13 protein-coding genes are annotated in these 13,715 nt (G+C 62.5%); 8 read left to right on the forward strand and 5 right to left on the reverse strand.

What is annotated here, in order from left to right; translation table 11 throughout:
- Entirely contained in the window at nucleotides 1-1,377 is a 1,377-nt protein-coding gene (locus ASC93_RS21755; RefSeq protein WP_056447387.1) for a cystathionine beta-synthase, read from the reverse strand.
- 379 nt (nucleotides 1,378-1,756) lie between these two features.
- Nucleotides 1,757-2,047 (reverse strand): hypothetical protein, encoded by a 291-nt coding sequence (locus ASC93_RS31045; RefSeq protein WP_157202064.1) that lies wholly within the window; start codon nucleotides 2,045-2,047, stop codon nucleotides 1,757-1,759.
- Nucleotides 2,048-2,227: 180 nt separating this feature from the next.
- Here ASC93_RS31045 and ASC93_RS31050 point away from each other — a divergent pair, with 180 nt between their 5' ends.
- The 3 genes from ASC93_RS31050 to ASC93_RS31055 all read left to right on the forward strand — a co-directional run bounded on the left by ASC93_RS31050 (nucleotide 2,228) and on the right by ASC93_RS31055 (nucleotide 4,389).
- Entirely contained in the window at nucleotides 2,228-2,473 is a 246-nt protein-coding gene (locus ASC93_RS31050) for a hypothetical protein (protein WP_157202065.1), read from the forward strand.
- Between the two features lie 55 nt (nucleotides 2,474-2,528).
- Nucleotides 2,529-2,927: an N-acetylmuramidase domain-containing protein gene (locus tag ASC93_RS30135; protein WP_082548246.1), complete on the forward strand. Its 399-nt coding sequence runs from the start codon at nucleotides 2,529-2,531 to the stop codon at nucleotides 2,925-2,927.
- A 106-nt stretch (nucleotides 2,928-3,033) separates the two neighbouring features.
- Nucleotides 3,034-4,389 (forward strand): hypothetical protein, encoded by a 1,356-nt coding sequence (locus tag ASC93_RS31055; RefSeq protein WP_157202066.1) that lies wholly within the window; start codon nucleotides 3,034-3,036, stop codon nucleotides 4,387-4,389.
- Between the two features lie 362 nt (nucleotides 4,390-4,751).
- On the opposite strand, the gene ASC93_RS31780 is transcribed toward ASC93_RS31055, so the two are convergent.
- On the reverse strand, nucleotides 4,752-6,374 hold the full coding sequence (locus ASC93_RS31780) for a hypothetical protein (protein ID WP_200958384.1): 1,623 nt from the start codon (nucleotides 6,372-6,374) through the stop codon (nucleotides 4,752-4,754).
- 160 nt (nucleotides 6,375-6,534) lie between these two features.
- On the opposite strand from ASC93_RS31780, the gene ASC93_RS21765 reads away from it, so the two are divergent.
- The 3 genes from ASC93_RS21765 (at nucleotide 6,535) to ASC93_RS21775 (ending at nucleotide 8,607) form a co-directional block, all read left to right on the forward strand.
- The gene (locus ASC93_RS21765) at nucleotides 6,535-6,972 is read left to right on the forward strand and encodes a hypothetical protein (protein WP_157202067.1); all 438 of its coding nucleotides are present in this window, start codon (nucleotides 6,535-6,537) and stop codon (nucleotides 6,970-6,972) included.
- Nucleotides 6,973-7,054: 82 nt separating this feature from the next.
- Nucleotides 7,055-8,011: a sensor domain-containing diguanylate cyclase gene (locus ASC93_RS21770; RefSeq protein WP_056447391.1), complete on the forward strand. Its 957-nt coding sequence runs from the start codon at nucleotides 7,055-7,057 to the stop codon at nucleotides 8,009-8,011.
- Nucleotides 8,012-8,058: 47 nt separating this feature from the next.
- Nucleotides 8,059-8,607: a hypothetical protein gene (locus tag ASC93_RS21775; protein WP_056447392.1), complete on the forward strand. Its 549-nt coding sequence runs from the start codon at nucleotides 8,059-8,061 to the stop codon at nucleotides 8,605-8,607.
- A gap of 67 nt (nucleotides 8,608-8,674) precedes the next feature.
- Here the strand turns inward: ASC93_RS21775 and prpR are convergent, their stop codons facing one another.
- Nucleotides 8,675-10,294, reverse strand: coding sequence for a propionate catabolism operon regulatory protein PrpR (gene prpR / locus ASC93_RS21780; protein WP_056447394.1), 1,620 nt, complete (start codon nucleotides 10,292-10,294; stop codon nucleotides 8,675-8,677).
- Between the two features lie 167 nt (nucleotides 10,295-10,461).
- On the opposite strand from prpR, the gene ASC93_RS21785 reads away from it, so the two are divergent.
- Together ASC93_RS21785 and ASC93_RS21790 are read left to right on the forward strand one after the other, a co-directional pair.
- Nucleotides 10,462-10,791 carry a DUF485 domain-containing protein gene (locus ASC93_RS21785; RefSeq protein WP_056447396.1) on the forward strand — a complete coding sequence of 110 codons (330 nt, stop codon included), beginning with the start codon at nucleotides 10,462-10,464 and terminating at the stop codon, nucleotides 10,789-10,791.
- The gene (locus tag ASC93_RS21790; RefSeq protein ID WP_056447397.1) at nucleotides 10,788-12,455 is read left to right on the forward strand and encodes a cation acetate symporter; all 1,668 of its coding nucleotides are present in this window, start codon (nucleotides 10,788-10,790) and stop codon (nucleotides 12,453-12,455) included. Before ASC93_RS21785 ends, ASC93_RS21790 begins: the two co-directional genes overlap by 4 nt.
- Nucleotides 12,456-12,505: 50 nt before the next feature.
- On the opposite strand, the gene ASC93_RS21795 is transcribed toward ASC93_RS21790, so the two are convergent.
- Nucleotides 12,506-13,624: an alpha/beta fold hydrolase gene (locus ASC93_RS21795; RefSeq protein ID WP_082548247.1), complete on the reverse strand. Its 1,119-nt coding sequence runs from the start codon at nucleotides 13,622-13,624 to the stop codon at nucleotides 12,506-12,508.
- Nucleotides 13,625-13,715 lie beyond the last annotated feature (91 nt).

A 13,715-nucleotide genomic window follows, 5' to 3' on the forward strand; every position in this document is an offset into this window, starting at 1 on the left:
TCACGTCAGGGTCCGGCGCAGGTGGTTGAGAAGGTCGAAGCGGGTGATCAGGCCGTAGAAATGGTCGCCGTCGGCGATGACGGCGGTCAGGCCGCGGTCGAGGATGTCGCGCAGCTGCTGCATGCTCGCGGATGGCGCCAGCTTCTGCAGGTCGGACGTCATCGTACCCGAGACGGGCGCCTTGAAGCGCTCCCGTTCGCTCGTTACGTGCAGGAGCAGGTCGGATTCGTCGATCAGGCCGACGAGCTTGCCGCGTTCCACCACCGGCATCTGCGCGAGGTCCGCGCTGCGCATGCGGTTGAAGGCGGTCAGCAGGGTGTCGGACGGGGCGACGGTCACGACTTCGCCGTCGTCGAAGCGGCGCCCGATCAGGTCGCGCAGATCGCCCATGCGCGGGCGGTGCAGCAGGCCCTGGTCGACCATCCAGCCGTCGCTGTACACCTTCGTCAGGTAGCGCGTGCCCGTGTCGCACACGAACGTCACGACGCGTTTCGGCGTCGTCTGCGCGCGGCAAAAGCGCAGCGCGGCCGCGAGCAGGGTGCCGGTCGACGAGCCGGCCAGGATGCCTTCCTGGCGCAGCAGGTCGCGCGCCGTGTTGAAGCTCTCTTCGTCGCTGATCGAATATGCCGTCTTTACGCGCGACATGTCGGCGATGGACGGGATGAAGTCCTCGCCGATGCCTTCCACGGCCCAGGAGCCGGAGACCTCGCTCACCTTGCCGGTCTTGACGTAGTCGGCGAGGATCGAGCCCTGCGGGTCGGCCAGCACGAACTCCAGGTCCGGCTGCACGCGCGCGAAGAAGCGCGACAGGCCCGTCAGCGTGCCGGACGACCCCACGCCCACGACGATGGCGTCCAGCTCGTGGCGCATCTGGTCCCAGATCTCGGGGGCCGTCGTGGTTTCGTGGGCCTGCGGGTTGGCGGGATTGTTGAACTGGTCGGCGAACCAGGCGCCGGGGATCTCGCGCGCGAGCCGGGCCGCGTAGTCCTGGTAGTACTCGGGATGCCCCTTGCCGACGTCGGAGCGGGTGAGGTGGATTTCGGCGCCGAGCGCCTTCAGGTGCAGGATTTTTTCGGAGGCCATCTTGTCCGGCACGACGAGCACGACGCGATACCCCTTGATGCGCGCGACGAGGGCGAGGCCGAGGCCCGTGTTGCCGGCCGTCGCTTCGACGACGGTGCCGCCCGGCTGCAGGCGGCCGTCGCGTTCCGCCGCCTCGATCATGGCGCGGCCGACCCGGTCCTTGATGGAGCCGCCGGGGTTCTGGGATTCGAGCTTGAGGAACAGGCGGCAGGGGCCCGTGTCCATGCGGGTGACTTCCACCATCGGGGTATTGCCGATCAGAGAAAACAGTGCAGCTTGCGACAAGTCTTGCATATTGCCTCCGTGTGAACGGGCGGGCGCGCCGCAGCATATCGCCGGGCCCGTGCGCGGGCCTCGTGGGCGCCGCGAGCGAAAAGCTGGCACCGATCGGGCACCAGGCCGTAGTAAAAAAATAATAATACGGCTTTTCGCGCGCGCGTGGGTTGGGCCGCGTTAAGGCGGACCTGGCATACGCGTGGCGGGTCGACCTGGGAATGCGTGGCAACGCCGCTTACTTGCTGTGGGAGCAACGTGCTCGTACACTGGGGGGCGTTCACCAGTTGAATCCACGGCCAAGAGCAGACGTTTAGGACTCGTAATTATGGACAAACAGCAAAAGCAGGGATACTGCCTGATCTGCGGACGTTTACTCGATAACCCAGCAGACCCGCTTTCAGGCAATTGCGGCGGAGATTGCTGGGGCTGCGTAGGCGCTATCGAGGCAGAAATGGGATGTGAGGAGTCGCGGGCCTGCGTACGCAAAGAATACGAGGCAGGACTTCGGCCCGGCTGGAGCGATCCGTTCAAGCCGTGATTCGGCAGCTGCGCTACGCCAGCCAAGGTTCAGCTCTTCAACGAAGACATCGACCGCACGCACCGGATTGTCCTCAGCTACATAATCGTCCAGGAACTCGGGCAGCAACGTACGTTGTCGTCGACCCTCGCCTTCGATAAAGCGCTTCATGTCGCATCCGTATTGATGAGATATTTGCTCAACGTTTACCGCGCCGGTTCCGTTTACGTGGACCTACGTTTTTACACCGCTTGGGCCAAAAGCGAACGGAATCAATCAGTCTAGCTACGCGAGCGCAACTCGAACACAAGAAGGAACTTCGTGAAAGCAGAGAGGTCTAGTGGAGAAGACATGCTGCCTGGAGCGCGTTATGAGATGCCAGTTCGTCACAGCGAACACCGACGTATCGATCACCGCGGTTCGTTGCTTATCGATGCTGCCATCAATGCATCGCAATCACATGAGCTGATTCCAGTTGCGGAAGGGCTCGTTGAGCAGGGCATCGCTCCGGACGCTGTGCTGCGTGTTCTCATAAAGCCTGAACGACGGCGTTATGTCGAAACACGTGAACCTTATCCTTCTAAACTCTTCCATTGAGTAGCTGAGCACGTCCTTTAGACTGCTATCGCTGCTTCGCCTCACGAAAGCGAATATGGCAACTGGTCAGGGCGGCCCGTGCCGGCGGCGAGATCAGGTCAAAGCCGTCTACGTTAATACGGCATTAATAGTCGGACAGTTCGATGTGTGGTGTGCTGAGAACGTATTGCTCAGCGTTGGCATTCCTCATGGAGTTATTGCCAGAATTTTTCGAACGTCATGCTTTTTACACAGAAACGGCCGGCCGCCACAGCGGCGGCAATTCGATATCAGTTCCGTCAAATCCAGTGGCCGACAGCGCGGCCGGGCAGAATACCAGCGCCTTGAGCGGGCCATGCGTCTCGACGGAGCCACGGTGTTGGAGAGCGCATCCTTGGATATGGAACAGATCATCGGCTTCGATGACAAGGATTTGAAATGCCCAAACGCCGAGGAGTCGTCCTTGCATTCTTGACGGATGAAGAGAGTAATTTGAAGCCTGTTTTCGGTTTATCGAAAGAAGCTCAAAACTTCATCCTTACCTCTTTCTTTCGAGCAACAAATAGTCAAAAGGAGCACTTATGTTAAGGAATACTGTACGCCGCTTCAGATTTCGTCACTTACTATTCCTGATGATAGAGATCGGTCTTCCCGCCTACCTTTATTTTGTCCCCTCGTTGGAGCAAACCAGAAACTCGCTCGATCACACCTGGCATTTGATCGTATTTGCGGCAGACGCACTGGTTGCAGCAATTCTATTCGGGGTTGAGCTAATTCTGTTGGGTAATGAGAGATATGAAAGCCTTACGGGAAAATTGGAATCAATTCAAAACGGTCAATCCAGGTGCGTGGAGTATATTGGTTTAGCTCAAGACATTCTAATTAATCACTCAGATCGACTTAAAGCGATCGCCAAAAAGGCGGTTTCGGTCCAAAATACCTTGATATTTTTCAACTCCAATGTTGCGACCAAAAATGTTGACTCGGATATTTACTCAAACACGCCGGCCAGTATAAATCGTCGCGAAATTATCGAAGCTGTTCTGACTAAACCTCGCCCATGGACTGAAATATATTCTGAAAAAGATTTAATTGTCTTTAATAAAGAAATTCGCCAGCTACACGTTGAGCACAGTATCTATTATTTCCCTATGGTTACAGCCAAGCCATATCCGGTTGTAAATATGGCGATATTCGATTTTGACGATGGAAGGACGGAAGTGTGGTTTGGATTTGGTTTTTTTGACGGATACAACGGGCCAGTGTTTCGCACCTGCGATCCCGATCTTTGCGGATACTTTCAGGAATATTTTAAAGCCATCTACAATGATAGTAGACCTTGGAAATCCATCGGTAGAATGTACCTTGAAGGGGCGTGGATAAGTGTTTGTTATGGAGATGATAAAATCAAAGGGCCGAATCAAGGTCAAGATTCAAGCAAGAAGCGCCTTGCTAATTGCGCAGTAATATTTATCTTCTCCGAAGGGCGTGATATTAAAGTCAGTGGCTGGGTTTTTGATTTTAAGAATGATATCTTCGAATACGATCGATCATTCGAGTCAACTTCTGCAAGCTTATATATGGAAGGAAATCCTCCTTGGCTGGCATTTACTTTCCGAGATATTCACAAGCGGTCCGCAGATAAATCAGACAAAAGAGGCGGCGGCCATTATTTTTTTTCAAGCAAAGAACGATTTTATGAATTCGATGGTGAGGTGGTCTCGTTTGATGGGCCTGGACGTTCTATAATTGGGCGCAAATTGCAAAAAGACTATAATTTATTGGTCAGGCAAGGTGCTATAGGGGATCGTCGACAATTGCTGAGTGATATCGTAAACGATAAAGCTATTAGTGTGGAAGAACCGCAATACGGAGATAGTCCGTTTCTGGGTTCATCATATTTTTATTCACCAGACGGAAGGCGGCCCATGTCGTAGACGAACTGTTATGTCTCTTTCCAGAGCTGAAGGAGTGGTTCCAGCACCACCGCATGGGACCGCACATGGTGATCCTGAGCTATCCGTGGCAGGCCAGCAGCGCCTCTACCGGATCGTTCGTGACAAGCTGACGCATGACGCCGGCGCAGCTCAGGCACAGTCCATGGGCCGCGTCGAGCAACCATCCCGACAAGCCCGCCGTAATCGGTGGCGGCACAGGCCGGCGTGCGTCGCTGGCGTACTCCTACGCGCGGACGATAGGCTGACTAGGCATCGCAGTAAACGGAGGAGGGCGCGAGTGGCGTTGCATCGACGTTATCCCATCCGGCGCCGGGGAGTGCTTGTCCCCGGCTCCGAGGCGCTCAACGACCGGGTCGAAAGCTGCACGTCTTGAGCGAACCGTGGGCGGGGTCGCCGAAGCTGGCGTTCGAGCAGGTGACGGGACCCGTGAATACCTTGGTCACGTTTTCGGTTTCGGTACCGTAGCGCACGCGATTGGTGCCGCTGAGCTGGCAAATCGCGCCCTCGCCAGCGCAAGGCGTCCAGGTGCCGGCAACCGCGGCTTTCCGCGTCGCGGCCGGCGCCGCCGCCGTGACGCTGGCATAGCTGCAGGTCTTGGCAAGGCCATGGACCGGGTCGCCGAACGCCGCGGTCGTGCAAGGCATCGATGTGGTCACGATCTTCGACGTGTACAGCCCCTTGGCGCCGAAACGCACTTCACGCGTGCCGCTGAAGTGGCAGGACTTGCCTTCGACGGCGCATTCGGTCCAGGTGACCGGTTTTGCGCTGGCCCTGATGCCCGGTTGCTCGTACGCGCCGACGTCGAGCGCGCCGGCCACCGGACGTTCCTCGCCCGACGCGACGTCCTTGTACTGCCCGGTAGGCGCCAGCGGCACGCCGGCGGCGGACCTGCCCGGGTCGGCGCCCGCGTCGATCACGAGCGCGCTGGCAAAACGCCGCAGGCTGTCGGTGGCATGGTCGACGGCGCCTGCCGCGAGCGCACGATAATTGTTCTTCAGTACCGCGGTGGCCTGCGTGCTCAATGCGCCTTCGCCGACGAAAATATTGTTCTGGATGAGCGCGGGCGTCGATACCTTGCCGCTGACGAACAGGAAGTTCCCGCCGGCAAACTCGTTGACCACCGTGTTATTGACGAAGTACAGGTCCTGGGATGGATTGGTCGGCCCTTCCTCCCCGTATGCGACGATCGTCGGATTTTGATTGGCGGCCGGCTGCTCGATGACGTTGCCGATGACGTAGGATGTGCCTGCGTTCGGGAGGTCGATCTCGTAGCTCGGCTGGCCCGGGGCCGTGCTGCCTTTTTCGCCGGGATTCGTGCTGGAAAAGCGGCTGTAGACGATCGTGTTCGTCATCGCGCGCGACTTCAGGTTGTGGCCGACGTTCGCATCGTGCGAATAGCTGTAGCGGAAGGTCAGGCTCTTGACCTTGCCGATGTACAGGTTGTGCGTCTGGCCGGCGCCGCCGAAGCCGTTGTGGCCGAACTCGGTGTATTCGATCAGTATGTCGCTGTTCTCGTTGCGGTTGCTGAGTATGCCGTTCTCGTTATCGTGCAGGAAGCTGTTGCGCAGCGTGAAGTTGGTGCCTTCCAGGCGCAGCGCCGCACCGTTCTGATCGGCCACCTTGGCGCCGTACATCTCGACGTTGTCGACGACGATGTCGTTGCCGGCGACGACCCAGGTGCCCTTGCCGCTGTTTTCCTTGCCGGCGGCGTCGATCCGCGGGCGGCCGTTCACGCCGCGGATAGTCAGCTTGTTGCCGGCGATCTTGCAGGCGTCGCCCTTGTACGTGGTGCCGCCTTCGATCTCGATCGTGTCGCCGTCCCGGGCTGCGGCGATGGCCGCGCACGGTGCGGAAAAGGTTTTACCGGGGCCGACGGACAGGGTGGCGGCAGAGGCGCTGCCGATGAAGGCTGCGGCCAGCGACATGGCTGCGATCGAGCCGGACAGGATGGGTTTGTTATGCATGGGCTGGAGAATATCACTGCGTGGTTCGAGCGTCGAATGCGAAACGGCTGACGCAATGCGGACAGACTATTGTCGGCCAAAAGCGGCCGCTGTGACTTTGTGTGCATTATCGGGCTGCTGGATCGTGTACGCTGCGAACCTCAGTGTTTTCGGAAGCATGATGAAGAAGCGTTTTTTTCAGAAGCAGTCCATTGGATTTGTTCCGCTCGCCTCGGCGCGTGACTGGGCGATTGTCGCCGTCATTGTTGCGGGCGTCCTGGGTGTGCGAGAACTCGTCCTGCTGTTTTCACTCATGGACCGGGAGGACTTGCGAATCACATTGATCGGCGCATGTTTCGGCATGCTCCCGTCAGTCTTGATGTGCTTGCCGGTGCATGGGGTCGTCGACGGACTGTCACGCGATGCGCTTCGATCCTTCCTCGGTTCGATGAAATTCATTCGGCTTGTCGAACGCAACGGCACCCGGTTCTATACCCAGAACACACCTTCCTGGATGCGGTGGGACTCGAATCGCGTGGCGATCAAGCCGCTGCCTGACGGGCAGTTGGGTGTCACGATGCCGTTTTACTGTTATTGGACCTTGACGCGGCGGCGCTGAGTCGCAGCCCCCGCGCTTTTTTTCTTGACGAAAGACGGTACGCTCGGCACACAATGGTTGCCATTTCTACCGCCTTCACGTCATGACGCCTTTACCTCCCGATTTCCAGCCCGTCGCCTGCGACGATCCCGGCGTGTACCGCACCTTGCTGGAATCGACCAGGGCGATCCCGTGGCGAATCGACTGGGCCACGATGCGCTTTACCTACATCGGTCCGCAAATCGAAGCGCTGCTGGGATGGAGCCCGGCCAGCTGGCTGTCCGTGAACGACTGGGCCGATCGCATCCACGAGGAAGATCGCCAAAAGACGGTCGATTTCTGTGTGGCGCAGTCGCAGCGCGGTGTCGACCACGAGGCGGACTACCGGGCCGTCACGCGCCAGGGCGACTATGTCTGGATCCGGGACGTGGTGCACGTGGTACGCCGCCCGGACGGCAGCGTCGACTCCCTGGTCGGCTTCATGTTCGACATCACGGCGCGGAAACAGGCCGAGGACAAGATCCTGCAACTGCAGCGCGAGCTCGAGCTGCTGTCGTACCGCGACAGCCTGACCGGCGTCGCCAACCGGCGCATGTTCGATACGCTCTATCCCGTGGAATGGGCCAAGGCGCGCGACACCGGCCACCCGCTGTCGCTCGTCATCATCGACATCGATTATTTCAAGCAGTACAACGATCACTATGGTCACGTGCAGGGGGACGAGTGCCTGCGACGCGTGGCCCAGGCCCTGGACGCGGCCGCGTCGCATCCGGGCGACCTGTGCGCCCGACTCGGCGGCGAGGAGTTCGTCCTGCTGTTGCCGGGCACGGACGCGGAAGCCGCCCGCAGCAAGGCCGAGCGCTGCCGCAAGCTGCTGAAGCAGGACGATATTCCGCATGCCCGTTCGGGTGTCGGCCGGCTGGTGACCGTCAGCATGGGCATCGGCACCATCGTTCCCGGCGCCCAGGACGATCCCGGCGTCTTCCTCGACCGGATCGACCGCCGTCTGTACCAGGCCAAGTCCGCGGGGCGCGACCGGCTCTGCGACGTCGAGGCGTAGCGGGCGCCCGTCGACTTTGAATCAACGCGAAAGACATCGGTAACGTCATGAAGAAACGGATACTCCAGTGGATTGCCGTGGCGACGGTCGGATCAGGCGCTTGCGCCGGACCGCTGCACGCGGAGGACTTCAAACCGGTGTTCGGAAGTGAAGACCAGACACATCGTCCCCTGCCGCCCGATGCGCTTTCCGCAGTACGCGCACATGCCAGAACGACGGAATACAGCGACTGTGCAGCAGGCGGGTTTGTCGGGTCTGCCGTCGACCTCACCGGCCATGGACGGCCCGATGACTGGATCGCGGAGACGGCGGATGGTTGCGCATGGGGTGCCGCGTCCGTGGCGATATGGGTTCTCAAGCGCGAGTCGAACGGCTTTCGCGTGGTGCTGTTCAGCGGTGGCCAGACGGTTGGCCTGAACGAGGCGAGGGCAGGCGCCGTCCGGGACCTGCAGATCGTCAGCCAGACAGCGGGACACTATGCGCAAACGACCTATCGATTCGATGGGAAGGCCTATCGGGAAGCGAAGTCGCGCGCGGTGGATTTTTCCGATCCTGCCGACTGCAAGCGGAATCGCGACGTTTGCGACGTCCGTTGATCGGGCGAGCCGGCGGCCTGTCCGTGACCCGGGCTGACCGCGCGCCGTGCGATGCGCGGCCGCGATCTCAGTTTCCCGCCTTGAGCCTCCGCCACAACGTCGTCCGGCTGATGCCCAGGTAGCGCGCGGCCGCGTCGCGCTGGCCGCCGAAGCGCGCCAGCACGTCGGCCACGGTGTCGCGTGCCGGGGCGGCGGGTACCGGCGCGATGGCGGGCGCGGTCGGCGGCGCGCCGAGTTCCGGCGCCACCGACAGCAGGAACGCCGGCGTCAGCGCCTGCAGCGGCTCGGCCGCGAGGAACAGCGCGAGGCGTTCCATCAGGTTGCGCAGTTCGCGCACATTGCCCGGCCAGGCATAGGTCTGCAACAGCGGCGCGCAGGCCGCGATTTCCGCCGCCAGGTTCGGATGCGGCCGCGCGCCCAGCGCGGCGAGGGCATTCTTGAGTGCCCATTCGGCGAGCGGGAGGATGTCGGCGTGGCGATCGCGCAGCGGGGGCAGGGCGAGGCGCAGCACCGCCAGGCGGTAGAACAGGTCGGCGCGGAAGCGGCCTTCGCGCACGCGCGCCTCGAGGTCGCAGTGCGTGGCGCTGATCACGCGCACGTCGATGGGGATCGGGCGCGTGCCGCCCACGCGCATCACTTCGCGCTCCTCGAGCACGCGCAACAGGCGCGTCTGCAGCGCGAGCGGCATCTCGCCGATCTCGTCGAGGAACAGCGTGCCGCCGTCCGCCGCCTCGAACAGGCCCGCGTGGCCGCCGCGGCGCGCGCCCGTGAACGCGCCTTCCTCGTGGCCGAACAGTTCCGATTCCAGCAGCGACTCCGCGATCGCGCCGCAGTTGACGGCGACGAACGGCCGGTTGGCGCCGCGCCGCGGGCTCTCGCGGTGGATGGCCTGGGCGACGAGTTCCTTGCCGCTGCCCGTCTCGCCGTGGATCAGCACCGTCGCGGGCGAGCGCGCGTACAGCACGACGGTCTGGCGCAGCCGCTCCATCGCGGGCGATTCGCCGCGCAGGTCGGCGAGGCCGCGGCGCGCGCGGCGGCTGTCGGCGGCGGCCGCGCGGCGTCCGCGGCCGCTTTCGAGCCGGGTCAGGCGCGCCATCTCGAGGGCGTCGTCGAAGGCGCGCCGGATCGATTCGAGCGAGTACACGAAGACGGGCGTCAGGCCCGCTTCCTCGGCCAGGTCGACGATCAGGCCGGCGCCGACGATCACCTCGACGCCGGCCGCCTTGAGTTCGGCGATGCTGGCGCGCGCGTCGTCTTCCGTCACATAGGTGCGCTGTTCGACGGCGAGCTTGAACGTGGCCGTGAACTCGGCCAGTTCCGCCACCGGGCGCTGGTAGTGGACGAAGCCGATGCGCGCGGACATGCGCCGCGCGCGCGCCAGGGCTTGCATGACGTCGAAACCGCTCGCGGTGGCGACGACGACCGGCACCGACACGCGTCCCTTGAGGTACGCGGCATTGGAACCGGCCGCGATCACGACGTCGCAATGCTCCGTCGCCATGCGCTCGCGGATGTGGCGCGCGGCCTCGTCGAAGCCCAGGTGCAGCGCTTCGATGTGCGCCAGGTGGTCGTATTCGGGGGTGATGTGGCGGAACAGGTCGGACAGCCGCGACACGGACACCGTCCAGATCACGGGCTTGCCGGCGCCCTGGTCCGGCGCGGGCGCGGGGCGGGTGGGATAGCTCATGTTGCAAGTGTAACCGAATCTGCAACCGGCGTTTCATCCTTGTTTCACGCTGAAACTGTTGGGCGTAAACATTTCCGCCTGCCGTAAGAATCGGGTAAGGCGACCCACTTAGGATCGATATCAGCCCGTCAACCTGAACGGCGTATGACTAGAAAACGGAGACAAAAGTGGAAGATGATATTGTCCAGCGGGTCAAGAGCGACCCCAATTACCAGAAACTTGTCCGGACCCGCTCCCGCTACGGCTGGATGCTGACCTGGGCCGTGATGATCGTGTACTACGGCTTCACGCTGCTGAACGCGTTCGACAAGGGGTTCATGGCCTCGAAGATCGGGTCCGGCGTCATGTCGTGGGCCGTGCCGCTCGGCCTGTTCGTGATCCTGTTCACCATCGCGATCACCGGCATGTACGTGCGCCGCGCCAACAACGAATTCGATGCGCTGACCGATGCCATCCAACGCAACGCCGCCGCCGGCAAGGAAAAGGTCCGCGCATGAAGACGACAACCCTCATCCGCAGTGCCGCCGCCACGGCCCTGCTGGCCGCCACCGGCGCCGCGCTCGCCTCGCCCGACCTGGGCCAGGCCACCAAGCAGGCCACCAACTACACGGCGATCGGCATGTTCGTCGTGTTCGTGATCTTCACCCTGTTCATCACCAAGTGGGCCGCCAAGCGCACCCGCTCCGCCTCCGACTTCTACACGGCCGGCGGCGGCATCACCGGCTTCCAGAACGGCCTGGCGATCGCCGGCGACTACATGTCGGCCGCCTCGTTCCTGGGCATTTCCGCCGCCGTGTTCGCGAGCGGCTTTGACGGCCTGATCTATGCGATCGGCTTCCTCGTCGGCTGGCCCGTCATCACGTTCCTGATGGCCGAGCGCCTGCGCAACCTGGGGCGCTTCACGTTCGCCGACGTGGCCGCCTACCGCTTCGCCCAGAAGCCGGTGCGCATGTTCGCGGCGTCGGGCACCCTGGTGACCGTGCTGTTCTACCTGATCGCGCAGATGGTCGGCGCGGGCCAGCTGATCAAGCTGCTGTTCGGCCTGGACTACTGGATCGCCGTCGTGATCGTGGGCGTCCTGATGATGGTCTACGTGCTGTTCGGCGGCATGACCGCGACCACGTGGGTGCAAATCATCAAGGCCGTCATGCTGCTGGCCGGCGCCACGTTCATGGCGTTCTCCGTGCTGGCCATGTACAACTTCAGCCCGGAAGCGCTGTTCGCCAAGGCCGTCGAAGTGCACACCAAGCATGATGCGATCATGGGCCCGGGCGGCTTCATCAAGGACCCCATATCCGGCATCTCGCTCGGCATGGCGCTGATGTTCGGCACGGCCGGCCTGCCGCACATCCTGATGCGCTTCTTCACCGTCCCGAACGCCAAGGAAGCGCGCAAGTCGGTGCTGTGGGCGACCACCTGGATCGGCTACTTCTACATCCTGACCTTCATCATCGGCTTCGGCGCGATCGTGCTGGTGAGCACCAACCCGGCTTTCAAGGACGCCGCCGGCAAGCTGCTGGGCGGTAACAACATGGCGGCCGTGCACCTCGCGAACGCGGTCGGCGGCGACGTCTTCCTCGGCTTCATCTCGGCCGTGGCCTTCGCGACCATCCTGGCCGTCGTGGCCGGCCTGACCCTGTCCGGCGCCTCGGCCGTGTCGCACGACCTGTACGCCACCGTGATCAAGAAGGGTCAGCCGGCCCCGGGCAGCGAACTGCGCGTCTCGAAGATCACGACGGTCTGCCTGGGCATCGCCGCCGTGCTGCTGGGTATCGTGTTCGAGAAGGTCAACGTCGCGTTCATGGTGTCGCTGGCCTTCGCGATCGCCGCCTCGGCCAACTTCCCGGTGCTGTTCATGTCGGTCCTGTGGAGCAAGTGCACGACCCGCGGCGCGACCGTGGGCGGCTTCCTGGGCCTGGCCACGGCCGTGGCGCTGACCGTGGTGTCGAAGTCCGTGTGGGTCGACGTGTTCCACAACACGGCCGCGATCTTCCCGTACACCTCGCCGGCGCTGTTCTCGATGACGGTCGGCTTCGTCGGCGTCTGGCTGTTCTCGGTCACCGACAAGAGCCCGCGTGCCGCGATCGACAAGGCCGGTTTCGAGGCGCAGGAAGTGCGTTCCGAGACCGGTATCGGCGCCTCGACCGCATCGGCGCATTGATCGAAACGTGATGTACCGGACCCGCACGCACGCGTGCGGGTTTTTTTTGTTTACGGCGCCACGTCGCCCGCTTTCTCCGCGAACGGCCGCGCGTAGCGCACGAGGGACACGAGCGTCTTTCCCGGCTCCTCGTTGAACATCTCGTGCGCCGAATTCTCGAACCACACCAGCTGTTTCGACGGCGCCCGCACCTTCGCGAACCATTCCGCCGTCGCGGACGACGAGACGTTGTAGTCGTGGCGTCCGTTGAAGATGACGATGGGGCAGTCGAACTTCGTGTAGACGCTGAAGTCCTGCGTGAGCACGTCCGTCAGCATGCGGCTGCTCGAGAACTCCGTGCCTTCCCACATGGTTTTCAGGTCGGCGTCCGTGTATTCCGGCGCCAGCTTCGCGGCCGCCGATTCCGCGTCGAAGTCCGTCCGGCCGTACACGGCGCCGCCGTAGCGGCCCATCCATTTGCGCTGCAGGTACAAATCCTTGAGCGCCAGCGGCTTGCCCGGCGCGGCATACGGCGCGATCGATTCCAGCTCGCGGATGGCCTGTGCGTTGCCCTCGCGCCGCGCCGCATCCATCGCGAACTGCCAGCCGCGGCGCTCGCTCTCCATGCCGTCGGTGATCTGGCCCAGGCCGATGTACGCGTGCAGCCAGTCCGGATGGCGCTGCGCCAGCTGGATGCCCAGCGACGAGCCCCACGAGTGGCCCAGCACGAAGATGCGCTCCTTGCCGAATTCCTTGCGCAGCCACGCCACCATCTCCTCGGCATCGAGCAGCATGCGCGCGCGGGTCATCGTCGGCGCGACCTTGGCCGGATCGTTGGCGGCATACGTCTTGCCGGCGCCGCGCTGGTCCCACTGCACGACCGTGAAATATTCTTCCCAGCCGCGCTGGAAGTACCAGCTCGTCGGCATCGACACATAACCCGGGCCGCCGTGCAGCATCAGCAGCACCGGATTGCGCCGGTCCGTGCCGCGCACGCTGATCCACTGGTCGATGCCCCCGATGCGCACGGCCCGCGTCTCTTCGATGCCATGCGGGGTGACGATGCGGCGCATGTCCGCGATGATCTTGACCGCGTCCGCGCGGCTGTCCGGGCCGGCGGCGCCGGCGGGCGTGGTGATGGACAGGCCGGCCAGCAGCAGGGCGCACAGCCTGGATGGGTGTCTGAACATGGTCTCCCCGGTGATGTGTGGTCGCGCGAAGTCTGTTCAATTTCACGGGGCGTGTCAATCGCCGCCGGTTGTTTCACCGATGCTTCATCGC

Source organism: Massilia sp. Root335 (genome assembly GCF_001425685.1).
GTDB lineage: Bacteria > Pseudomonadota > Gammaproteobacteria > Burkholderiales > Burkholderiaceae_D > Telluria > Telluria luteola.